The sequence below is a fragment of the Streptomyces sp. S.PB5 genome, assembly GCF_030403745.1.
In the GTDB taxonomy this organism is placed as follows: domain Bacteria; phylum Actinomycetota; class Actinomycetes; order Streptomycetales; family Streptomycetaceae; genus Streptomyces.
On sequence record NZ_JAQMWP010000006.1, the window covers coordinates 234,474 to 257,436 of the forward strand.

Here is a 22,963-nt window from a genome sequence, read left to right on the forward strand (position 1 = left end):
CAACCTCGTACCGGTACCGACCGTCTCCCCAGGAGCAGGTCGGGGTCCGCAGTCAGGTGCGGGACACTTGTCTGCGGCCGCCTCTACGATCCTTGACAGGAGGAGTTGGCCGGGGGAGTTCGAAGAGGAGCTCCACAGGGAACTTCGGAGGCGTCGACATCCGTCGACGGGGCCGACAGGGGGAACCAGCCGATTTACCGGCGCGTGGATACGATCAGTAAGCAGTACCAGGTAAGGCAGTACCCGCTCTGCGGGGTGCAGGACGGCAGCGGCTACGGAGGAGGTGCCCCATGGGAGTCCTGAAGAAGTTCGAGCAGCGTCTCGAAGGTCTGGTCAACGGCACCTTCGCGAAGGTGTTCAAGTCCGAGGTACAGCCGGTGGAGATCGCGGGCGCACTGCAGCGCGAGTGCGACAACAACGCGACCATCTGGAACCGCGACCGTACCGTCGTACCCAACGACTTCATCGTGGAGTTGAGCACACCGGACTTCGAGCGCCTGAGCCCCTACTCCGGCCAGCTCGGCGACGAGCTCGCCGGCATGGTCCGCGACTACGCCAAGCAGCAGCGCTACACCTTCATGGGCCCCATCAAGGTCCACCTGGAGAAGGCCGACGACCTCGACACCGGCCTGTACCGGGTGCGCAGCCGCACGCTCGCCTCCTCCACCAACCAGCAGGCCCCCGGCGCCGCCCCGGCCGCCCGGCCGACGGCCGCCGGCGGCTACGGCTACCCGCAGCCCGCGGCCCCGGCGGGCGCTCCCGGCGCCCCTCCCATGCCGGCCGCGCCGCCGCCCGGCGGCCGCCCCGGCGGTTACGGATACCCGCAGCCCGCCCAGGCCCCGCGCTCCGGCGGCCCGGCCGGAGCACCGGCGCCCGGCGGACGCACCCGCCACTGGATCGAGATCAACGGCACCCGCCATCAGATCTCCCGCGCGACGCTGGTGCTGGGCCGCAGCACCGAGGCCGACGTGCGGATCGACGACCCCGGCGTCTCCCGCCGGCACTGTGAGATCCGGACCGGAACGCCCTCGACGATCCAGGATCTCGGGTCCACCAACGGCATCGTGGTGGACGGGCAGCACACCACCCGCGCTACGCTCCGCGACGGCTCGCGGATCGTCGTGGGCAGCACCACCATCATTTACCGGCAAGCCGAAGGGTGAAGCGGGGGCAATGTCAGAGCTGACCCTCACGGTCATGCGGCTGGGTTTCCTGGCCGTACTGTGGCTGTTCGTGATCGTGGCCGTGCAGGTCATCCGCAGCGACCTGTTCGGTACGCGCGTCACCCAGCGCGGCTCCCGGCGTGAGTCCGCCCGGCCGCAGCAAGCCGGGCGGCAGCAGGCGCCCCCGCAGCAGCGCCAGCAGCCCTCGGGCGGCCGCCGCGGTCGTAACGCCCCCAGCAAGCTGGTCGTGAGCGAAGGCACACTCACCGGCACCACCGTCGCGCTCCAGGGCCAGACCATCACGCTCGGCCGGGCGCACGACAGCACCATCGTGCTGGACGACGACTACGCCTCCAGCAGACACGCCCGGATCTACCCGGACCGGGACGGCCAGTGGATCGTCGAGGACCTCGGGTCCACCAACGGCACATACCTGGACCGGAGCCGGCTGACGACCCCCACACCGATTCCGCTGGGCGCGCCGATCCGCATCGGCAAGACAGTTATCGAGCTGCGGAAGTAGTGCTACGTCATGAATGAGCGCGAGCGGAGCGAGCACGCAGCGGCGGCCCCCACCCCGGGCCCCGGCGCGCTCCCGACCGGAGGGTGGGCACCGTGCGGATGTACCCGGAGCCGACGGGCGAGGTGCGCATGAGTCTGTCACTGCGCTTCGCCGCCGGATCGCACAAAGGCATGATCCGCGAGGGCAACGAGGACTCCGGATACGCCGGTCCCCGACTGCTCGCCATCGCCGACGGCATGGGCGGCGCCGCCGCCGGTGAGGTCGCCTCCTCCGAGGCCATCTCCACCATCGTCGCCCTCGACGACGACGTGCCCGGCTCCGACGTCCTGACCTCCCTCGGCACCGCCGTCCAGCGCGCCAACGACCAGCTGCGCGCCCTCGTCGAGGAGGACCCCCAGCTGGAGGGCATGGGCACCACGCTCACCGCCCTGCTGTGGACCGGCCAGCGCCTGGGCCTCGTCCACGTCGGCGACTCGCGCGCGTACCTGCTCCGTGACGGCGTACTGACCCAGATCACCCAGGACCACACCTGGGTGCAGCGCCTCGTCGACGAGGGCCGGATCACCGAGGAAGAGGCCACCACCCACCCGCAGCGCTCCCTGCTGATGCGCGCGCTGGGCAGCGGCGAGCACGTCGAGCCCGACCTCTCCATCCGCGAAGTCCGCGCCGGCGACCGCTACCTGATCTGCTCCGACGGCCTGTCCGGGGTGGTCTCCCACCAGACGCTCGAGGAGACCCTCGCCAGCTACCAGGGCCCCCAGGAGACCGTGCAGGAGCTGATCCAGCTCGCGCTGCGCGGCGGCGGCCCCGACAACATCACGGTCATCGTCGCCGACGTCCTGGACCTCGACACCGGGGACACCCTCGCCGGACAGCTCTCCGACACCCCGGTCGTGGTCGGCGCGGTCGCCGAGAACCAGCTCCAGCTCCACGACAACGGCATCATGCAGACCCCCGCGGGCCGCGCCTCCGGACTCGGCCGGCAGGTGCCCGGACAGGGCGGGGGCGGCGAGTTCGGCCCGCCCGGCTCCGGCAACGACGTCACCGGCTTCATCCCCACCAGCGGCTTCGGCGACTACAGCGACGAGGACTTCGTCAAGCCCCGCAAGGGCCGCAAATGGCTGAAGAGATCCTTCTACATCGCGCTCACCCTCGGCATCATCGGCGGCGGCCTGTACGGCGGCTGGCGCTGGACCCAGACCCAGTACTACGTGGCCGCCAACGACGAGCACGTCGCGCTGTACCGGGGCATCAGCCAGGACCTGGCCTGGGTCTCGCTGTCGGAGGTGGAGAAGGACCACCCCGAGATCGAACTCAAGTACCTGCCGCCGTACCAGCAGAAGCTCGTCGAGGGCACCATCGCCGAGGGCGACCTCAAGACCGCCCAGAAGAAAATCGACGAACTCTCGGTACAGGCCTCCGCGTGCAAGAAGAAGGCCGAAGCCCAGGCCACCGAGAGCGAGAAGAACTCCAAGACCGGCGAGGGCGAGGCCGGAGGCACCACGGGAACCACCCGGACCTCCCTCACGTCCAAGGCCTCACCCACCCCGTCCACCTCGACCTCACCGTCCCCGAACGCGTCCGCCTCCCCGACCGCGCCCACTCCCACCCCTGGCCCCACCCTCTCGGACGAAGAGAAGCAGGTCGTCGGGCAGTGCGGTACGCAGTAGGCAAGCCGTGAGAGGCCCTGTCACACGATGAGCAGTACAACCAACACGTCGACGCAGCACACGTCCACGATCGGCTCGATCGGCACCCCGAGCCGACGCAACACCGAGCTCGCGCTGCTCGTGTTCGCCGTGATCATCCCGGTCTTCGCCTACGCCAACGTGGGCCTCGCCATCAACGACGAGGTGCCCTCCGGCCTGCTGAGCTACGGCCTGGGCCTCGGCCTCCTGGCCGGCGTCGGCCATCTCGTCGTACGCAAGTTCGCGCCGTACGCCGACCCGCTGCTGCTGCCCCTCGCCACCCTCCTCAACGGACTCGGCCTGGTCGTCATCTGGCGGCTCGACCAGTCCGAACTGCTGCAGTCGATCAACCAGGCCGGCAACGCGGCCTCCCGGCAGCTGCTCTACACGGCCATGGGCATCGCCCTGTTCATCGTCGTGCTGATCTTCCTCAAGGACCACCGCGTCCTGCAGCGCTACACCTACATCTCGATGGTCGGCGCACTGGTGCTGCTCCTGCTGCCGCTGGTCCCGGGCCTCGGCACCTCCATCTACGGCGCCAAGATCTGGATCTCGGTCGCCGGATTCTCCATCCAGCCCGGTGAGTTCGCGAAGATCGTCCTGGCGATCTTCTTCGCCGGCTACCTGATGGTGAAGCGGGACGCGCTCGCCCTGGCCAGCCGCCGCTTCATGGGCCTGTACCTGCCCCGCGGCCGCGACCTCGGACCGATCCTGGTCGTCTGGTTCATCTCGATCCTGATCCTGGTCTTCGAGACCGACCTCGGCACATCGCTGCTGTTCTTCGGGATGTTCGTCATCATGCTGTACGTCGCCACCGAGCGGACCAGCTGGATCGTCTTCGGTCTGCTGATGTCCGCCGCCGGCGCCGTCGGCGTCGCCAGCTTCGAACCGCACGTCCAACAGCGCGTCCAGGCCTGGCTCGACCCGATGAAGGAATACACGCTCTCCCGGCAGGGCGTCGCCGGCCACTCCGAGCAGGCCATGCAGGCACTGTGGGCGTTCGGCTCCGGCGGCACCCTCGGCACCGGCCTCGGCCAGGGCCACTCCGACCTCATCCGGTTCGCCGCCAACTCCGACTTCATCCTCGCCACCTTCGGCGAAGAGCTGGGCCTGGCCGGCATCATGGCGATCCTCGTGCTCTACGCCCTGATCGTCGAGCGCGGAGTGCGCACCGCCCTCGCCGCCCGCGACCCCTTCGGCAAGCTCCTCGCCATCGGCCTCTCCGGCGCCTTCGCCCTCCAGGTCTTCGTGGTCGCCGGCGGCGTCATGGGCCTGATCCCGCTGACCGGTATGACGATGCCGTTCCTCGCCTCCGGCGGATCCGCGATCATCGCCAACTGGGCACTCATCGGCATCCTGCTGAGAATCAGCGACACCGCCCGCCGTCCGGCGCCCGCCCCCGCACCCAGCCCCGACGCCGAGATGACCCAGGTGGTCCGCCCGTCATGAACAAACCCCTGCGCCGGATCGCGATCTTCTGCGGCCTCCTCGTCCTCACCCTGCTCATCCGCGACAACTGGCTCCAGTACGTCAAGGCGGACGAACTGCGCACGGACACCGACAACCGCCGCGTCGCCATCGAGCGGTACGCCACCCCGCGCGGCGACATAATCGTCGACGGCAAGGCCATCACCGGCCACAGCACCACCTCGGGCGACTTCAAGTACAAGCGCACCTACAAGGACGGCGCCATGTGGGCGCCCGTCACCGGCTTCGTCTCCCAGGCCTACGGCGCCAACCAGCTGGAGAACCTCGAGGACGGCATCCTCACCGGCAACGACGACCGGCTCTTCTTCCGCAACACCCTGGACATGATCACGGGCAAGGCGAAGGAGGGCGGCAACGTCGTCACCACCCTCAACTCCGCAGCCCAGAAGGCCGCCTACGAAGGCCTCGCCAAGCGCGGCAAGGGCGCGGTCGTCGCCCTGGAGCCGTCCACCGGCAAGATCCTCGCGCTGGCCTCCTACCCGTCGTACGACCCCGGGACGATCGCCGGCGGCAGCGAGGCGGACGAGAAGGCCTGGAAGGCCCTCGACAAGAAGAACAACCCCGACGACCCGATGCTCAACCGGGCACTGCGCGAGGTCTACCCGCCCGGCTCGACCTTCAAGGTCCTCACCGCGGCCGCCGCCCTGGAGGACGGCCTGTACGACAGCGCCGACGAAAAGACCGACTCGCCGCTGCCCTGGACCCTGCCCGGCACGGTCACCCCGCTGAAGAACGAGGGCAACATCCCCTGCAAGAACGCCACCCTCCGGGTCGCCCTGCAGTGGTCCTGCAACACCGTCTTCGGCAAGATCGGCTACGACCTCGGCAACGACAAGATGCTGGAAGAGGCCAAGAAGTTCGGCTTCACCGAGGAGCAGTTCACCCCGGTCCGCTCCAGCGCCTCCGTCTTCTCCGAGGACATGGCCGACTCCGAGGTCGCCCTGTCCTCCATCGGCCAGTTCAACACCGCCGCGACCCCGCTGCAGATGGCCATGGTCGCCTCCGCGGTCGCCAACGACGGCGTCCTGATGAAGCCGTACATGGTCGACGAGCTGCAGGCCTCGAACCTCGACGTCATCGAGAAGAACGACCCGACGGAGTACAGCCGGCCGATGTCGGCGAAGACCGCGCAGATCGTGCAGTCGCTGATGGAGACGGTCGTCGAGAAGGGCACCGGCACGACCGCCCAGATCGACGGCGGCGTCACCGTCGGCGGCAAGACCGGCACCGCCCAGCACGGCGAGAACAACAGCAAGAACCCGTACGCGTGGTTCATCTCGTACGCCAAGCTCGGCGACGGCAGCAAGCCCGTCGCCGTGGCCGTGGTCGTCGAGGACGAGAGCGCGGTCCGCGAGAACATCTCCGGCAGTGGCCTCGCGGCACCCATCGCGAAGAGCGTGATGGAGGCGGTCATCAACTCCAAGAAGTGACCCCCATCACGTCCCCTTCACAACGGTGCACGTTGCGATACCGGTCCTGTATCGGGTGACGCACTTGGACAGGTCACACAAAGCCAGCCGGGTACGGTAGGCCCGGACGGCAGCCTCCGACCGCACACCCGTGCCGGTCGGGACCGACGGAGAGGGCTGGTAGGAAGCATGGAAGAGCCGCGTCGCCTCGGCGGCCGGTACGAACTGGGCCAGGTGCTCGGTCGTGGTGGCATGGCGGAGGTCTACCTCGCGCATGACACCCGCCTCGGCCGCACCGTGGCGGTGAAGACGCTGCGCGCGGACCTCGCGCGCGACCCTTCCTTCCAGGCCCGGTTCCGCCGGGAGGCCCAGTCGGCCGCCTCGCTCAACCATCCCGCGATCGTCGCGGTCTACGACACGGGCGAGGACTACATCGACGGGGTCTCGATCCCGTACATCGTCATGGAGTACGTCGACGGCTCCACGCTCCGCGAACTCCTCCACTCCGGCCGCAAGCTCCTCCCCGAGCGCACGCTGGAGATGACGATCGGCATCCTCCAGGCCCTGGAGTACTCGCACCGCAACGGCATCGTCCACCGCGACATCAAGCCGGCCAACGTCATGCTGACGCGCAACGGCCAGGTCAAGGTCATGGACTTCGGCATCGCCCGCGCCATGGGCGACTCCGGCATGACGATGACCCAGACCTCGGCGGTCATCGGCACGGCGCAGTACCTGTCGCCGGAGCAGGCGAAGGGCGAGCAGGTAGACAACAGGTCCGACCTGTACTCGACCGGCTGCCTGCTCTACGAACTCCTCACCGTCCGCCCGCCCTTCGTGGGCGACTCCCCGGTGGCCGTCGCCTACCAGCACGTCCGCGAGGAGCCGCAGCCCCCGTCGGTCTTCGACCCCGAGATCACGCCCGAGATGGACGCGATCGTGCTGAAGGCCCTCGTCAAGGACCCCAACTACCGCTACCAGTCCGCCGACGAGATGCGCATCGACATCGAGGCGTGCCTGGACGGCCAGCCGGTGGCGGCCACAGCGGCGATGGGCTCGGTCGGCTACGGCGCCTACCCCGACGACCAGCCGACGACCGCCCTGCGCTCCACCGACGCCGGCGCCACGTCGATGCTCCCGCCCATGAACCCGGACGACCCGGGCTACGGCGGCTACGACGACCGCCCGGACCGCCGCCGCCAGCAGAAGAAGAACAACACCTCGACGATCCTGCTGATCGTCGCGGCGGTGCTGGTGCTGATCGGGGCGATCCTGATCGGCAAGTGGGCGTTCAGCGGGAACAACAGCGCCGACGACCAGGTCGCTGTGCCCACGTTCATCGGCGAGACAAAAGACAGCGCCGAGAACATGGCGAGGAACGCCAGTCTGAAACTGGCGTTCACCGAGAAGACCTGCGAGAACCAGCCCAAGGGCAACATCTGCGAGCAGGACGTCAAGGCGGGCGAGAAGGTCGCGAAGGAGTCCACCGTCAACCTGGTGGTCTCCACGGGCGCCCCCAAGGTCACCGTGCCCAGCGTCATCGGCGACCAGTTCGAAGACGCCAAGACGAAACTCGAGGGCGACGACTACAAACTGAAGGTCGAGAAGAAGGAGAAGGAGTCCACCGAGGAAGCGGGCTCCGTCCTCGACCAGGACCCCGTCTTCGGCAAGGAAGTCGAAAAGGGCACGACGATCACCCTCACGGTCGCCGTCGAGATCAAGAAGTCCACGGTCCCGGACGTCACCGGCAAGACCTGTGACGAGGCCAAGGCCCTGATGACGCAGAACAACCTCACCGGCAACTGCGTCACCGACACGGAGACCCAGGACCCCAACCTCGTCGACAAGGTCATCAGCACCGACCCGCAGATCGGCGCCTCGGTCGACAAGAACTCGACGGTGACGATCCACCTCGGCAAGGCCGCCGAGAAGGAGCAGGTCCAGGTCCCGCAGGTGACCCAGATGACGCTCAAGGACGCCAAGAAGACCCTTGGGGACAACGGCCTGTCCGTGGGCCAGATCAGCGGCGCCGCGGACGACAACGCCGTCGTCGTCGCCCAGGACCCGCAGCCGGGCACCACGGTCGACCAAGGCACGCCGGTCAACCTCATCGCCGTCGCCCAGAACAACGGCGGCAACAACGGCGGAACCCAGTTCTTCGGCGGCACGAGCGGCTGACGGCCCGCCCGCACGGAGGCCTGAAGCCGCCTCCGGCAACGACTGAGCCCCGGCTCCCTCACACAGGGAGCCGGGGCTCAGTCGTACAGGGATCGGGGCTCAGTCGTACGGCGAACTTCCCGCTACCGAAGTTCCTTCGGCACAGTCCGCTCGCTGTCCACCTTCTCCACCCGCACCAGCTCCCCCCACACCACATACCGGTACCGGGACGTGTAGACGGGCGTGCAGGTCGTCAGGGTGATGTACTTGCCGGCCTTCTTCTTGCCCGACTCCTTCGGGACGGCCTCCAGCACCTTCACGTTGTACTTCGACGTCTCGGGAAGGATCGCGTACGCCTTGTAGACGTACCACTTGTCCTTCGTCTCGAAGACGATCGCGTCGCCCTTCTCGATCTTGTCGATGTTGTGGAACTTGGCGCCGTGACCGTCGCGATGGGCGGCCAGCGAGAAGTTGCCGTCCTTGCCGGACATCGGGAGCGTCGCCTTGACCGGGTCCGTGTAGTACCCCGCCACACCGTCGTTGAGGATCTTCGACGTCGTGCCCTTCTCCACCAGCACCTCGCCGCCGCTCATCGCGGGAACATGCAGGAACCCGATGCCGTTCCTCGTGTTCAGCGCACCCGGCCCGCTGTCCTGGGCCCAGTTGTCGCGGACCTTGTCGGCCTGTTTGCCGGCCTCGCGGTCGGCGATGACGTTCGTCCACCACAGCGAGTAGACGACGAACAGCCCGAGCACCAGGCCCGCCGTGATGAGGAGTTCACCGAAGACACTGACCGCCATGGCGACACAGCCCATACGGCGCCGACGCGGCGCGGGCGGGGCATTGTCGGTACCGGTGTGCTCTTGCTGGTCGGTGGTCGCTGCCACTGGTCATCTGCCCTTACTGGACGAGCGCATCCGGCTTGCCCTTGCTGCGCGGCCGTTCCTCGACCATCTTGCCCCAGACGATCAACCGGTACTTGCTGGTGAACTCCGGTGTGCACGTCGTCAGCGTGATGTAGCGGCCCGCCGCGGTGAACCCGCCCTGCTTCGGAATCGCGTCCAGCACACTGGTGTTGCTCGGCGGCGTCACCGGCAGGGACGACGTCATCTTGTACACGTAGTACTCGTCCTGCGTCTCCACGATGATCGCGTCGCCCGCACTGAGCCTGTTGATGTACCGGAACGGCTCGCCGTGCGTGTTCCGGTGCCCCGCCAGCCCGAAGTTCCCGGCCTTCGCACTCGGCATCGCCGTCTTCAGCGGGCCCTCTGAGTAGTGCCCGACCATGCCCCGGTCCAGCACCTTCTTACTGTTGACGCCCTCCGCTATCGGCACGACCACGTCCAGCTTCGGAATGTGCAGCAGCGCGAACCCCTGCCCCGGCTCGAACTCGCCCGGCGCCCGCTTCCCGCTCTCCCACTCCTCCTGAAGGTTGCTCGCCTCCTTGCCGGCCTGCGCGTGCGCCCGCACGTTCGTCCACCACAGCTGGTAGGTGACGAACAGCAGCATCAGCACACCGGTGGTGATGAACACCTCACCGATCGCCCGGCTCGCCAGCACCGCAGGGCTCGCCTTGCGCGCCCGCGCCTGCCGCCGGGCCTCGACCCGCGAGAGCGGAACCGACGGCGAATCCTCCGCCGTTTCCTCGGCAGCGGGCCTCGGTACGCCCCCATGGCGCCCACCACGCCGCTTGGCGGCCTTTCTGCGGGCCGCACGGCCCCCCGTGGGGGTTCCCGTGGCTCCTGTGGCGGATGAGGCGTCAGAGGCCGCTACAGACCCGCCCTCTGCCCCTATTCGGGACGGCGGCGGCTCCGGCATCCGTATCGCCAACGTCTCGTCGTCGGCCGGCGGCACCCAGGGCTCCCCGACACCCGCGTTCGCCGCGCCCCCCGAGTCGTACGACGCACTGTCGTACCCACTCTCGTACCACTCCCCAAGCGCACCGGCATCCTCGTACGACTGCTCCCCGTACGAGGTCCCGGACTCGCGCTCGGGGCGCAGTGCGGTCACGCCGAGGCCCTGCCCACCACCGGGGCCAGCCCCGCGCTTCTCGCCACCGCACCCCGGTCGCCGCACTCCACCAGCCAGTTGGCCAGCATCAGATGCCCGTGCTCCGTCAGCACCGACTCGGGGTGGAACTGCACGCCCTCGACAGGCAGTTCACGGTGGCGCAGCCCCATGATGATCCCGTCGTGCGTCCGAGCCGTGACCTCCAGCTCGGCCGGCACCGTCCCCGGCTCCGCGGCGAGCGAGTGATAGCGGGTCGCGGTGAAGGGCGTCGGCAGACCCGCGAACACACCCTTGCCCTCGTGCTCCACCAACGACGTCTTGCCATGCAGCAATTCCGGCGCACGGTCCACGACCCCGCCGTACGCCACCTGCATCGACTGCATCCCCAGGCACACACCGAAGACCGGCACCCCGGTCGCCGCGCAGTGCCGCACCATCTCGATGCAGACGCCCGCCTCCTCCGGCGTCCCCGGACCCGGCGACAGCAGAACGCCGTCGAAACCGTCCTGGGCATGCGCCGTCGACACCTCGTCGTTGCGCAGCACCTCGCACTCGGCGCCGAGCTGGTACAGGTACTGCACGAGGTTGAAGACGAAGCTGTCGTAGTTGTCGACGACGAGAATCCGCGCACTCACTGGTTGTCCACCGTCACATCGTTGAAGGGCAGCAGCGGTTCGGCCCACGGAAAGACGTACTGGAACAGGACATAAACCACAGCCAGCACCAGCACGAGCGAAATCAACACCCGCACCCATGCGTTCCCCGGCAGATGCCGCCAGATCCAGCCGTACATGCCGTCCCTTCCGTCGCACCACGGCACCAGACTCACGCCGTACAGCCACCAGACTAACGGCGCAGCGCTTCCGGTTTCCCTTCCTCCACAGGCTGTGTGGAGTCCAGATGCGCCCACACGATCAGCCGGTGGCTGTGCCCCCACTCCGGATCGCACGTGGTCAGGGTGAGATAGCGGCCCGACCGCGTATACCCCGACTTACGTGGCACAGGATCGATCACCTCAACGTCCGTGGGCACGGTTTTGTAGGGCCCTTTGTCGATCCGATACGTGAACCAGGTCGTCCCGTCCGTCAGCACCACCGCGTCCCCGCGCCGCAGCTTGGGAAAGTCCTTGAAGGGATCGCCGTACGTCCGCCGGTGCCCGGCCACGGAGAAGTTGCCCTCCTCGCCGAGCTGCGAGGTCCGCGCGTAGTGCCCAAGGCCCTTCTTCAGCGTGCCGACGGCCGTACCCTCCAACACCGGCTTGTTCCACGTGAAACCAAGACGCGGGATGTACATGATCGCGAAGGGTTTACCGCTCTTGTACGGCGCCGGCTCGGCCGGAGCCGCCTCGGCACCCCCCGTCGCCTTGGGCTGTTCCACGCTCCCCTTGGCCCACTGGTCCTGCAGCTGGTCGATCTGGTCGCCCATGACGTTGTCGGCCTTCACGCCGGTCCAGAAGAGCACGTAGACCACGAACAGACAGATCAAGGCGCCCACGGTGATGCACAGCTCGCTGACGGTCCTGACGACGACACGCACCGGCGGCTCCAGAAGAGACCTACTCCACAGGCTTGGCGTACTGCAGATCCACTGTGCCCGAGTAGCCGGGCAGAGTCACCGCCTCTTCGTCCTCGACTTTCCAGCCGAGCCCGTAGACGTTGACGTACACCATGTAGTTCTGGATCGCCGGACTCGCCGCAAGCGACTCCCGCAACTTCTCCGGATCCCCGACCGCGGTGATCTTGTACGGCGGCGAGTAGACCCGGCCCTGGAGGATCAGGGTGTTGCCCACGCAGCGCACGGCACTCGTGGAGATCAACCGCTGGTCCATGACCTTGATGCCCTGGGCGCCGCCCTGCCACAGCGCGTTCACCACGGCCTGGAGGTCCTGCTGGTGAATGACGAGATAGTCGGGCTGCGGCTCGGGATAGCCGGGAAGCTTGGCGGTGGCGTCCGGCGGAGCGTCGTTGAGCGTGACGGAAATCGCCTCGCCCTTCAGCTGCTGGGTGCCCGCCTTCTTCTCCAACGCCGCGAGCTTGTCGTCCTCGGCCTTGGTGCTGCCGTCGTCCCGCTCGGCCAGCGCCTCCACGTCATCCCGCAGCGCACCATTGGTCTCGTCCAGCTGACCGTTCTTGTGGCTGCGCTCCTGGATGAGGTCGGAAAGCTTCAGCAACGAGGCGTCCGTGCGGATGTTGGTGCCCTTGGCCGTGTTGAAGCTCGTGAAGAAGATCAGGCCGGCGAGCGCGAAGACGGCCACCGTGAGCAGCCGCACAGGCCGGAAACCCCGACTGCGGGCAGGACTGGATTCGGCCTGGGGGGAGTCGGCAGAATTGCTCAACGTACCCTTATCTCCTTCGGCGCCGCGGAAGCACTACGCTAACTGACGCCCGGGGGAGCACTAAGTGTCCCCTTGTACGCTGCCCCGAGCCCGACCCAGTTACCTGCGCGGCCACGCAGCGCATCGACAGGAGAGACCCTCGTGCCGAAGTCACGTATCCGCAAGAAGGCCGATTACACGCCGCCGCCCGCGAAGCAGGCGACGAGCATCAAGCTGAACAGCCGCGCCTGGGTCGCACCCGTCATGCTGGCCTTGTTCGTCATCGGGCTGGCCTGGATCGTCGTCTTCTATGTGACCGACGGTTCGCTGCCCATCGACCAGCTGGACAACTGGAACATCGTGGTCGGCTTCGGCTTCATCGCCGCCGGCTTCGGTGTCTCCACGCAGTGGAAGTAGCTCTGCCCCAAGCTATTCGCTGAGTTATCCACAGATCGCCAAAATATCCACAGGCTGCCTGGGGACAATAGAACGACGATCTGTGGATAACTCACACAGGGTTGACGCCGATACGACTGCCACACCGTTCGCCCGGAAGCTTGTTCGCCCCCTGTCTGACCTGCGAAAACACGGGTGGAGGACAGGGGGCACAGTTGTTCGCGCACACTATGCACAAGATTCGCCACCCGCTGTGGACAACTGATCTGCTCAGTGGACAACCCACCAGCTCAGGTGAGCTGAGCAGTCCTCACCAGCGTCAGTACGACGACCAGGGCGAGGACCAGTGCGCAGGTGCCGTACTGCACCAGGACCCGCCGCTCGCGCGGGGCATGCAGCATGGCGTAGCCGATGACGACACCGCCGACGAGGCCGCCGATGTGGGCCTGCCAGGAGATGTTGGGCCAGCCGAAGGTGAAGATCAGGTTGATCACCAGCAGGGCGATGACCGGGCGCATGTCGTAGTTGCGGTGACGCATGAGGACGGCCGTGGCGCCGAAGAGGCCGAAGATCGCGCCGGAGGCGCCGAGCGAGGGCTGGTTGGCGTCCGCGAGCAGATAGGTCAGTGCGCTGCCGGCCAGGCCGGAGGCGAAGTAGAGCGCGAGGTAGCGGGCACGGCCGAGGGCTGCTTCGAGGGGTCCGCCGATCCACCACAGGCTGAGCATGTTGAAGATGATGTGGATGTAGCTGCCGTGCAGGAACATCGCCGTCACCAGCCGGTACCACTGCCCCTCGGCGACGCCCTCGATGTCGCCCAGGACAGGCACGTACGCGCGCCCGATGAGGTCGAAGCTGTCGGTGAAGCGGTCGCCGACGGAGAGCTGGACGAAGTACACGGCCAGGCAGATGCCGACGAGGACCTTGGTGACGAGCCGCGGGTCCGCCGCGACCGTGCCGCCTGCGAGGGTGCGGGGCATCGTGGCGTCGGGGCGGTGACCGGTGCCGGAGCCGCCACGGACGCAGTCGGGGCACTGGAAGCCGACGGAGGCGCTGACCATGCATTCGGGGCAGATCGGGCGCTCGCAGCGGGTGCAGCGGATGCCGGTCTCACGGTCCGGGTGGCGGTAGCAGCCGGGCAGGCCCTGGGCGGGCTCCGGCCCCCGGTCCTCCGGGCCCCGTGGGCTGCCTGGCACCTGGTCCATGAAGTCCCCTAAGTCGTCGAATGCAATGAATCCGCCCCGCCCATCCATACGGACGAGCGAGGCGTTTGGTTCCCTGCGGGCGTCGGCGTCGCTGGTCACGCGCCGTCGGGCTCAGCCCTCGCGGGTCTCGACGATGACCGTCTCGATGACGACGTCTGTCACCGGACGGTGGTTGGGTTTGGTGGTCGGGACACCGGCGATGTCGTCCACGACCTTGCGGCTGCCCGCGTCGGTGACCTCGCCGAAGATGGTGTGCTTGCGGTTCAGCCAGGCCGTCGGGGAGACGGTGATGAAGAACTGCGAACCGTTGGTACCCGGGCCGGCGTTGGCCATGGCGAGCAGGTAGGGCTTGTCGAAGCGCAGGTCAGGGTGGAACTCGTCCTCGAACTCGTAGCCGGGGCCGCCGATGCCGGTGCCCAGCGGGTCGCCGCCCTGGATCATGAAGCCGCTGATGATGCGGTGGAAGACCGTGCCGTCGTAGAGCCTCGCGGTGGACACGTCACCGGTGCCGGGGTGAGTCCATGTGCGCTCGCCCTGAGCAAGCTCGACGAAGTTCTTCACCGTCCGGGGGGCGTGGTTCGGCAGAAGCCGGACTTCGATGTCGCCGTGGTTGGTCCTCAGGGTGGCGTAGAGCTGCTCGGCCACGATCTGCCTTCCCTTGCCTTTTGTGTGACCCCTCGATCCTTGCACGGTCGGCAGGTTCCGTCGCCCGCCGTCCCCTTCCCGCCGTCCGTTGCGGAGTGTCGCTTGCAGAAAACCGGTCGAGTACGCCCGGGCCGGGAGCGCTCGGCGGCGATCCGTGGCATTGTCGACGACAAGCTCCCGTTGCCCCGTATTCATCCGCTATTGCATGTGATCGGTTCTTCAGCAGCGCTTGATCGTAGATCGTCTGGAGTCAGCGTCCATGACCCGGATGCCCGCCCTCACATGCCCCGGTCCCCGTTGCCAGGCATGATCCGTAAAAGGGTGGAAAGTCGAAATACCGTACGCCACCGAGGAGGAGGATTCCCGTGACCCGCATCGACAGCGTGCGCGCCGCGACCGGTTCGGCGAAGGACAGCGTGCTGCACGCCGCGGAAGTGGTGGCGCCCTACGCCGACACGGCCAAGGACAGGGCCGCGCACTACGCACACGAGGCACGCGTACGGCTCGCGCCGAAGGTGTCGCAGGCGGCCGAACAGGCCCGCGTCCAGTACGGCGCACATGTCGCGCCGCGCATGGAACAGGCGCTCACGCATGTGCCGCCGAAGGTCGACCAAGCCGCCCATGAGGCCGCCGTCCGCACCCGCAAGGCTGCCCGGCAGGCCGCCGACTATTCACGTCCGAGGATCGAGCAGGCCGTGGCCGCGGCCGGTCCGGTCCGGGACGAGGCCGCTTCCCGCGGGGCGGCCGCGCTCCTCGCACTGCGCGGCCAGGTCTCGCCCAAGGAGATCGAGAGGCTGACCCGCAAGCACGAGCGGCGGGCCAGGGCCGGCCGTCTGGCCAGGGCTCTGGCGATCGCCGGGATTCTGGCGGGCGGCGCCTTCGCCGCCTGGAAGTGGTGGGACAAGCAGGCCAACCCGGACTGGCTGGTGGAACCGCCCGCCGCGACGGAGGTCCCGGAGTCGACCCGGCTGACGTCGGTGGACGGCAGCGGCCAGTCCGTCCTCGACCCTGAGGTGCAGGCCAAGGAGGCCGAGGAGGAGGCCGCGCACCGCGACGAACACCGGTGACGTCCGGCGCTTCGAACATCGCTGTGGGGCAGGAGACTTGAGGGTCTCCTGCCCCACAGCGATGTTTCACGTGGAACAGCGGGTGTGTGGCGCAGGTGTGTGGCACGTACAGCCACGATGACGTTTGCAACGGTTCAGGTGTGCAGGTTCCGCACGGATTGCATGGACGGAGCGCTTCCCTCCGGTTATCTGTGCGGGTTCTCACCAGTCCCCACAAGGCCTCCACCAGCGGAATCCATGCCTCCGGCATCTCGTGAGTCACTCACGGGACAGCCCGCGACACCTTGCCGCCACTCGCGTTTGCGCAAATATCTGCAACGTCTCCGGGGATCCCGAGTGACTCACGTCACCTCCGGAGACCGACTCCGTCCACATCTGCCGCACGCACACATGCGTCGCGTGAAAAACCGGTACATGCAAGAACCGGCCAGCGCCCGTGAAGGGCGTCTGACCGGTCCGAGGTGTGGAGCCTAGGGGAGTCGAACCCCTGACATCTGCCATGCAAAGACAGCGCTCTACCAACTGAGCTAAGGCCCCGGAAGCGGAACGTCCGGCCGGAAGTGACTCATACCGGCGGGCGTCGCAGACCAGAGTACCGGGTCGCCCCCGGTATCTCGCAAAAAGATTGGGGGTCCCGATGAACGACCACTCTCCGTAAGATGCTCGGCGTGGTTCGCTAGAGCGAACCGCGGTATTTGGGGAAGCGATGGGGAGACGCAATGGACGCCGCACAGCAGGAAGCGACCGCAAGAGCGCGGGAACTGCAGCGGAACTGGTACGGGGAGCCGCTGGGGGCGCTCTTCCGTAAGCTCATCGACGATCTTGGTCTCAACCAGGCTCGTCTCGCGGGGGTGCTGGGGCTGTCCGCACCGATGCTGTCGCAGCTGATGAGCGGTCAGCGGGCGAAGATCGGCAATCCGGCCGTGGTCCAGCGGGTGCAGCTGCTGCAGGACCTGGCGGGGCAGGTCGCGGACGGCAGCGTCAGCGCCGCCGAGGCGACCGAGCGGATGGACGAGATCAAGAAGTCGCAGGGGGGCTCGGTGCTCAGCAACACCACGACCACGACGAGCAGTTCGGGAGCACCGACGGTCAAGCGGGTCGTCCGCGAGATCCAGTCGCTGCTGCGCTCGGTCGCCGCCGCGGGGGACATCATCGACGCGGCGGACACCCTCGCCCCGACCCATCCGGAACTGGCAGAGTTCCTCCGGGTCTACGGCGCGGGCCGCACCTCGGACGCGGTCGCGCACTACCAGTCCCACCAGAACTGACCTCGCGGCCCGGTCACCGAAGGGGGTTCGGCAGCCGGGCCGAGGGTCGGGAGACCACGAAGAAGGCACGAGGAGAGCACGAGGGGTCGCGCCCTATGGGGGCGATCACGGGGGCGTCGCTCATCCGGGAGGCACACGGGGGTCTGGCCATCGCCGGTCGGAAGACGGCCGGGCCACGGGACCGTGGACTGGGCCGCGGGAGCGTGTCGCTCACCCGAGCGGTACTGCGAGGGGTGTCACTCATCCTGAGCGGTGCGGCGGGAGTCGTATCGCCCGCAGCGGGGGAGGCAAGGGGGAAGACCGAAGGGGGAGGAGCGACGCACTGTCATGGGTGAGGTCTTCGCCGGCCGGTACGAACTCGTCGACCCGATCGGACGCGGAGGTGTCGGGGCCGTCTGGCGTGCCTGGGACCACCGCCGCCGCCGGTATGTCGCCGCCAAGGTGCTCCAGCAGAGCGACGCGCACTCGCTGCTGCGCTTCGTCCGCGAACAGGCGCTGCGGATCGACCACCCCCATGTGCTCGCGCCGGCCAGCTGGGCCGCCGACGACGACAAGGTCCTGTTCACCATGGACCTGGTCGCCGGTGGCTCTCTGGTCCATCTGGTCGGGGACTACGGCCCGCTGCCAGCGCCCTTCGTCTGCACACTGCTCGACCAGCTCCTGGCGGGGCTGGCGGCGGTGCACGCGGAGGATGTGGTGCACCGCGACATCAAGCCCGCCAACCTGTTGCTGGAAGCCACCGGCACGGGCCGGCCACGGCTGCGCCTGTCCGACTTCGGCATCGCGATGCGGCTGGGCGAGCCACGGCTGACCGAGACCAACCTCGTGGTGGGGACGCCCGGTTACATCTCGCCCGAGCAGATGATGGGCGCGGAGCCGGACTTTCCCGCAGACCTGTTCGCCGTCGGCCTGGTCGCGCTGTACCTCCTGGAGGGCGCCAAACCGGACGCCAAGGAACTCGTCCAGTACTTCGCGGCGCACGGGACACCGAGCGCGCCCAAGGGCGTCCCCGAACCGCTCTGGCAGGTCGTGGCCACCCTGGTGCAGCCGGATCCCCAGGCCCGCTTCCGCACCGCCACGGGGGCACGCAAAGCGCTGGCCGCAGCCAGGGAACTCCTGCCGGATCCCGGCCCCGACGACGAGCTGATCGAGATCTTCGATCAACTCGGGCCACTGCCTCCGGGGTTCGGCCCCGAGGGGCCACTCAAGCCGGCGCCGGGGGTGCAGACGGGGTTCTCCAGGCCGGTGGGGGGCGGGGACACCTGGGGTTCGAGCACCGGCTTCCGGCCGTCCGTGGAGGGCGGCTCGGGTCCGGGCGATCCCCGTCAGGGCACCGAGGCACCGCCGACGCCGTCCTCCGGCTCGGGCTCCTCCGGTGCCGGGCAGCCGCCCAGCATGTCGGACACCGGAAGCTTCCATCTGCCGCCACCGCAGTCCACGGTCTCCTCGCCTCATCAGGAGCCTCAGGAGCAGCAACACGAGCCCCTGGCACCGGCACAGCCACATCAGGGCAGCGAACAGCACCAGCCCGCGCCCTCCACCCCGCATGACCCCACGCACGTCCTGGCCTCCCCCCGACAGCAGACACCGCCCTACCCGGCAAGTCCTCCGAGCTCGCCGCCACACCTCCGCGCCGACGCCTCTACTGCTTCGTACACCGCTCAGGTCCCGCAGGTTCCACCTCCGGCCCGAGAAAACTCACGGCACCGTGCCCGCCGGGCCACAAACAGGGCCCGCCGACGCCCCGGCCCTCCGGCCAAGGTGGTCATCCCAGTGCTGCTCCTGGCGCTGGCCTGTTACGCCGTGGGCTTCTGGGCGCTGGCGCAGCTCTGAACGCCGCCGAAGCAACCGCGCTGACTGAGTTCCTTTCAGGAAGTCGGTCGTTAGCATGGCGGAGGCCCGAAGCCGCAACTTTCTCTTGCGGCTTCGGGCCTCGTCACATCGCCGTGCCTACTCCAGAGCCTTCAACGGTTCCCCGGCGCTCCACTCCTCCAGCACCCCGCGGTGTACGGCCGTGATGCCGGTCTCGGAGGCGAGGGCGAGGGCCTCAGGTGTGAAGGGGCACGTCGCCACGAAGAGCGCCACCTCTGCGCTGTACAGGACCTTCGCCGAGCCGATGAATTTCTGGATGTCGGAGCTGGCGATCGTGAGGTAGGGGGCGCGCCTCTTGCACTGGACCACCATGCGTCGTCCGTCGGCCGTGAGCCCGATGAGATCGACACCCCTGTCTCCGTGACCGCCTTGTACGACGACGTTGGTGCAGCCGTCCCGGGCCAGCAGTTTGGCGATGTGGCGCTCGAACGCGTGGCCGTTCATGGCGTCCATGGCGGCCATGACTCCTACGGCAGGCCGGTCGTCCCGTAGCCCTTCGAGCCTCTTCAGCCGCTCATGGTGATGGTGCAGCCGTCGCTCGATGCGCTGGACTCCTGAGCGCAGGGCGATCAGCTCCTTGCGGTGTTCGCCCGAGGTTTCGATCAGGGTGTTGAACATGGGGACGACCGTCTTGCCGAGGATGCGGGTGATGCGCTGGTCGATGCGGGCGTCGAGGTCGTCGAGGTCGTCGCTGTCCTTGTGGACGGAGTTGTCCACAGGTTGTGTCCGGGCCAGGTACTCCATGTCCAGGAGGTACACGCGTACCTGGCGTGCGACGTCGCTGTCGCGGAGCAGCATGGCAATGTTGAGGACGGCTCGGCGGGAGTAGACGGTGAGACTCCGGCGGGCCTGTGGATAACTTCCCAGCGAGAGTGACATGTTGTCACTCTCGAAATTTCGCAGGTCAGCGCCCCGCAGCACCACCATGCCATTGACTTCCAGCTCTTCGCGGTGCCGTTTGGTGAGCTGCCGGACGACCTCGGCACTGACACCGAAGTACGCCGCCACCATCGCCGTGGTCACATGCATCCCGTCCGGCAGCAGCGACAGCGCCTTGACTCTGTCGAGCACGTCCGTCCGTTCGAGCACGCTGTTGCGCAGGCTCTGCGATTCCAGCAGCGCGGAGTCGTTGATCATGTTCTGCCCTTCCGTTCACGGTGCGGCTCCATGGCCAGGGCAGAGCACAGGCACCCCACCCCATCCGATCAACGAATCGTCATAAGGGAAGACACGATCGAAGCAGGAACAAATGCCCGGAAAGCATCTTCCGGAACGGCCGCCCCTACCTGGCCCCGGCCCTCCGCCGAGCCACCACGCTCCACGCCCCGAGCACCGCCAACAACAGCGTCCCCGCCCCGATCCCGGCCGCCGCGACGACCGTCAGCACCGCATCGTCCCCCACGCCCCCGCCCCCCTCCGGCGCCGTCGCCCGGTCCTGCGCCGGGACCTCGAACAGGCCCTGTGGATCGGACGGCCCCGAGTACCCGGGCGCCGCCTCGCTCGTCCCCCGGACCCGAACCCGCAGCGTCACCTCGAACGGCCCGTCGCCGTACTTCTCGGCCACCCGTTCCGAGAGATGGAGGACGAGGTAATAGGAGCCGGCGAACCGCAGGGCGGCGCGCGCCCGGTCGGCGGTGGCGTAGCGGTTTTCGTAGTCGACCGGCGGCAGGGCGTTGAAGGACTTCGCCTTCTGGGTGCCGCTGTAGAGGAGGACGACTTCGGCGACCGGCATGCGCGCGGGGTTGTAGAGCGACATGGTGAGGGCGTTGGACACAGCGCCGCTGTCGCCGGTCGCGCTGCCCAGTTCGGCGGTGGCTTCGAGCTGTCGGCCCCAGTCGACCGGCACTGCGTAGAAAAGCGTCTGCCCCGGTTCGATGCCGGAGCTCCAGGCCCCCTGCCCCACACGCGCGGCTTCGTCGAATCCCGCGCCGCCCGGGCGCCGTACCGCCTTGGACGTAAGGGGCTCGGGGGAAGCGGAGTCCCAGTCCTCAGGCGGGCTCGTCCCACCGTCCTGCTTCAGCCCCGGCTCCGACACCGGCGCGAGCTCCAGCTCCCAGTCGTCCGGTGACGCCTCCGTTCCGTCCAAGCGCTCGACGACGACGTAATAGGTGCCGCCGCCCTTGCACAGCGCGCGTGGGGAGAAGGTCTCGCGGGCGCCCCAGGCGACGATCGGACGGGGGCTGCGGCCGACGTAGGTGGTCTTGGCGGAGCAGGAGCGTTCGTCGGCGTTCTGCAGGAGGACACGGATGCCGGCGGTCGGGGAAACCTTCGTACGCGCGCGTGGGACGGCGGTCACGGAGACGTAGACGTTCGACGTGTCGTCGAGGGTGAGGCCGTAGTAGAGCTTGCTGCTCGCCGGAAGGGAGCTTCTGTAGGTCCGGCCGACTTCGAGGGGCGCGGCGTCGACGGTGCTCGTGGCGCCGGTGACCGATGGGGTGTCCGGGGCGAATGCGTAAGGGCTGGGCGTACCTGCCGCGTAAGCGACCCGGCCGGGCAGCAGGGCCGCCGTGCACAACACAGCCGCGCCCACGACGGCCGAGCCCATCCCGCGCCACCGCACGGTTTGCCACCGCCCCGTACGCCGCCCCATCACGCGCCACCCCTCGCCGTAGCCGGACCGTGGGCCATCCTGCCCCGCACCGCCCCGGGCAACACAAAACCCCGACCGCGAGGCGGCCGGGGTCTGTTCAGAACCGGATCTCGGTACTCACGAACCCGTGGGCACGGAGTCAGTCGCCTCCGTCCACAGATCCTGCTCGGCGCGATCCGCCTGGATCTGGCGGTACACGAGGAGCCCGCCGATGGCGGCCAGTGCGACCAGGAGAAGCTTCTTCACCGCGCGACCTCGTCTTTCCTTGACGTAGGGGACTTCTGGCGCCCGACTATACACACCGACCGATACCGATCGGTGACCTGCGTCAGCCCCTCAACTTCCGCTCTGCGGACCGTAATAGAAGCGGATTACGCCGCTCCGATCGGAGGGTGATCACACCCCCACGGACGGTCATTTCAACCTCTCTCCTCCACTCTCCTCCACTTTTCGGGCCCCTTGCACCCATCCGAGTGGTGTTCATCTGAAGATCGACGCGCCACGGGCGTCGGTCCATGATTTCGCCGCCTCCATACACATCATGAGGAAAGTACGCAAATCGCCCAACCCGAAAGTGAGGGGCCATGACCCAGAACAAGGTCATGAAGCTGTGGACCGCCGTCATCACCGCCTTCCTGGCACTGTGCACGGCGCTCGGACTCGTCACCACGACCGCCGCCGCGGCCGTACCGCAGACCGAGACCACCCGCAACAGCACCCCGGAGGTCACGACCCCGGCGCTGCCCCTCTGGTCCTGGGCCTTCACCAGGTCCCTGCCCCCCACGATGAAACAGCGCATCCGGGCCGAGGCCCACGGCAAGACCCCGAGCTGCCGCCACCGCCCGCCGGCGGACGAGCAGTCCGCGGACGAAGCGGCCGCCCTGCGCGACGCCGGCGCCACCGCCGCCACCGCCTCCGCCTCCGCCTCCGAGGCCGAGCCGGTCACCCACCTTCAGCGCTGAGCCCGCCCCACGGAAGGGCACGGCACCTCATGTGCCTTCCTTCACCGGCACGACGTACACGTCGAAGGGCTACAACGTCCAAGGCGTACAGGTCCAGGGCGTACAGGTCCAGGGCGTACAGGTCCAGGGCGTACAGGTCCAAGGCGTACAGGTCCAAGGCATGCACCTCCCCGTCGTACACCCACGTCGTACACCCCCACGACCTCACG

At 68.1% G+C, this 22,963-nt stretch carries 22 protein-coding genes and 1 tRNA gene; 11 read left to right on the plus strand and 12 right to left on the minus strand.

The genetic code is table 11. The features are described 5' to 3' along the window. Positions 1-290 precede the first annotated feature (290 nt). From PH203_RS17530 to pknB, 6 genes are all read left to right on the plus strand, one after another. Complete coding sequence (locus PH203_RS17530; RefSeq protein WP_289920961.1) at positions 291-1,163, plus strand: DUF3662 and FHA domain-containing protein; 873 nt, start codon at positions 291-293, stop codon at positions 1,161-1,163. Positions 1,164-1,173: 10 nt separating this feature from the next. Beyond that, the gene (locus tag PH203_RS17535; protein WP_289920964.1) at positions 1,174-1,686 is read left to right on the plus strand and encodes an FHA domain-containing protein; all 513 of its coding nucleotides are present in this window, start codon (positions 1,174-1,176) and stop codon (positions 1,684-1,686) included. Between the two features lie 98 nt (positions 1,687-1,784). Further along, positions 1,785-3,356, plus strand: a complete 1,572-nt coding sequence (locus tag PH203_RS17540) for a Stp1/IreP family PP2C-type Ser/Thr phosphatase (protein WP_289921301.1) — start codon at positions 1,785-1,787, stop codon at positions 3,354-3,356. A gap of 27 nt (positions 3,357-3,383) precedes the next feature. Then, a complete protein-coding gene (locus PH203_RS17545; RefSeq protein ID WP_289920965.1) occupies positions 3,384-4,823 on the plus strand; it encodes an FtsW/RodA/SpoVE family cell cycle protein in 1,440 nt (479 codons plus the stop codon). Further along, complete coding sequence (locus tag PH203_RS17550; protein ID WP_289920967.1) at positions 4,820-6,292, plus strand: penicillin-binding transpeptidase domain-containing protein; 1,473 nt, start codon at positions 4,820-4,822, stop codon at positions 6,290-6,292. The genes PH203_RS17545 and PH203_RS17550 overlap by 4 nt, the downstream gene beginning before the upstream one ends. Before the next feature lie 168 nt (positions 6,293-6,460). Continuing rightward, the gene (gene pknB, locus PH203_RS17555; protein ID WP_289920968.1) at positions 6,461-8,449 is read left to right on the plus strand and encodes a Stk1 family PASTA domain-containing Ser/Thr kinase; all 1,989 of its coding nucleotides are present in this window, start codon (positions 6,461-6,463) and stop codon (positions 8,447-8,449) included. A gap of 122 nt (positions 8,450-8,571) precedes the next feature. Here the strand turns inward: pknB and PH203_RS17560 are convergent, their stop codons facing one another. The 6 genes from PH203_RS17560 to PH203_RS17585 are packed head-to-tail and all read right to left on the minus strand — an operon-like array spanning position 8,572 to position 12,773. Next, positions 8,572-9,315, minus strand: a complete 744-nt coding sequence (locus tag PH203_RS17560) for a class E sortase (RefSeq protein WP_289920969.1) — start codon at positions 9,313-9,315, stop codon at positions 8,572-8,574. Between the two features lie 13 nt (positions 9,316-9,328). Continuing rightward, entirely contained in the window at positions 9,329-10,438 is a 1,110-nt protein-coding gene (locus PH203_RS17565) for a class E sortase (RefSeq protein ID WP_289920971.1), read from the minus strand. Beyond that, on the minus strand, positions 10,435-11,073 hold the full coding sequence (locus PH203_RS17570) for an aminodeoxychorismate/anthranilate synthase component II (RefSeq protein ID WP_289920972.1): 639 nt from the start codon (positions 11,071-11,073) through the stop codon (positions 10,435-10,437). Before PH203_RS17570 ends, PH203_RS17565 begins: the two co-directional genes overlap by 4 nt. Continuing rightward, positions 11,070-11,267 carry a hypothetical protein gene (locus PH203_RS17575; protein WP_289920975.1) on the minus strand — a complete coding sequence of 66 codons (198 nt, stop codon included), beginning with the start codon at positions 11,265-11,267 and terminating at the stop codon, positions 11,070-11,072. Before PH203_RS17575 ends, PH203_RS17570 begins: the two co-directional genes overlap by 4 nt. 17 nt (positions 11,268-11,284) lie before the next feature. Further along, complete coding sequence (locus PH203_RS17580; protein WP_289920977.1) at positions 11,285-11,974, minus strand: class E sortase; 690 nt, start codon at positions 11,972-11,974, stop codon at positions 11,285-11,287. A gap of 19 nt (positions 11,975-11,993) precedes the next feature. Beyond that, positions 11,994-12,773, minus strand: a complete 780-nt coding sequence (locus tag PH203_RS17585; protein ID WP_289920978.1) for a DUF881 domain-containing protein — start codon at positions 12,771-12,773, stop codon at positions 11,994-11,996. A 141-nt stretch (positions 12,774-12,914) separates the two neighbouring features. Here PH203_RS17585 and crgA point away from each other — a divergent pair, with 141 nt between their 5' ends. Next, positions 12,915-13,169, plus strand: a complete 255-nt coding sequence (gene crgA / locus PH203_RS17590; RefSeq protein WP_289920980.1) for a cell division protein CrgA — start codon at positions 12,915-12,917, stop codon at positions 13,167-13,169. Positions 13,170-13,438: 269 nt separating this feature from the next. On the opposite strand, the gene PH203_RS17595 is transcribed toward crgA, so the two are convergent. Continuing rightward, complete coding sequence (locus PH203_RS17595) at positions 13,439-14,350, minus strand: rhomboid family intramembrane serine protease (RefSeq protein ID WP_289920982.1); 912 nt, start codon at positions 14,348-14,350, stop codon at positions 13,439-13,441. Positions 14,351-14,461: 111 nt separating this feature from the next. Further along, positions 14,462-14,995, minus strand: coding sequence for a peptidylprolyl isomerase (locus tag PH203_RS17600; RefSeq protein ID WP_289920983.1), 534 nt, complete (start codon positions 14,993-14,995; stop codon positions 14,462-14,464). Positions 14,996-15,360: 365 nt separating this feature from the next. Between PH203_RS17600 and PH203_RS17605 the strand changes: the two genes are divergently transcribed. Beyond that, complete coding sequence (locus tag PH203_RS17605; RefSeq protein WP_289920984.1) at positions 15,361-16,062, plus strand: DUF5324 family protein; 702 nt, start codon at positions 15,361-15,363, stop codon at positions 16,060-16,062. Positions 16,063-16,526: 464 nt separating this feature from the next. On the opposite strand, the gene PH203_RS17610 is transcribed toward PH203_RS17605, so the two are convergent. Beyond that, positions 16,527-16,599: transfer RNA gene (locus PH203_RS17610), tRNA-Ala, on the minus strand. Between the two features lie 182 nt (positions 16,600-16,781). On the opposite strand from PH203_RS17610, the gene PH203_RS17615 reads away from it, so the two are divergent. Continuing rightward, positions 16,782-17,330 carry a DNA-binding protein gene (locus PH203_RS17615; protein ID WP_289920986.1) on the plus strand — a complete coding sequence of 183 codons (549 nt, stop codon included), beginning with the start codon at positions 16,782-16,784 and terminating at the stop codon, positions 17,328-17,330. 327 nt (positions 17,331-17,657) lie between these two features. Further along, on the plus strand, positions 17,658-19,163 hold the full coding sequence (locus tag PH203_RS17620; protein ID WP_289920988.1) for a protein kinase: 1,506 nt from the start codon (positions 17,658-17,660) through the stop codon (positions 19,161-19,163). 117 nt (positions 19,164-19,280) lie between these two features. Here PH203_RS17620 and PH203_RS17625 read toward each other — a convergent pair whose 3' ends face one another. The 3 genes from PH203_RS17625 to PH203_RS17635 form a co-directional block, all read right to left on the minus strand. Further along, positions 19,281-20,339, minus strand: coding sequence for a restriction endonuclease (locus PH203_RS17625; RefSeq protein ID WP_289920989.1), 1,059 nt, complete (start codon positions 20,337-20,339; stop codon positions 19,281-19,283). Positions 20,340-20,484: 145 nt separating this feature from the next. After that, complete coding sequence (locus PH203_RS17630; protein WP_289920991.1) at positions 20,485-21,747, minus strand: hypothetical protein; 1,263 nt, start codon at positions 21,745-21,747, stop codon at positions 20,485-20,487. 162 nt (positions 21,748-21,909) lie between these two features. Continuing rightward, on the minus strand, positions 21,910-22,038 hold the full coding sequence (locus tag PH203_RS17635) for a DLW-39 family protein (protein WP_003999697.1): 129 nt from the start codon (positions 22,036-22,038) through the stop codon (positions 21,910-21,912). A 338-nt stretch (positions 22,039-22,376) separates the two neighbouring features. Here PH203_RS17635 and PH203_RS17640 point away from each other — a divergent pair, with 338 nt between their 5' ends. Next, positions 22,377-22,754, plus strand: a complete 378-nt coding sequence (locus tag PH203_RS17640) for a DUF6344 domain-containing protein (protein ID WP_289920992.1) — start codon at positions 22,377-22,379, stop codon at positions 22,752-22,754. Positions 22,755-22,963 lie beyond the last annotated feature (209 nt).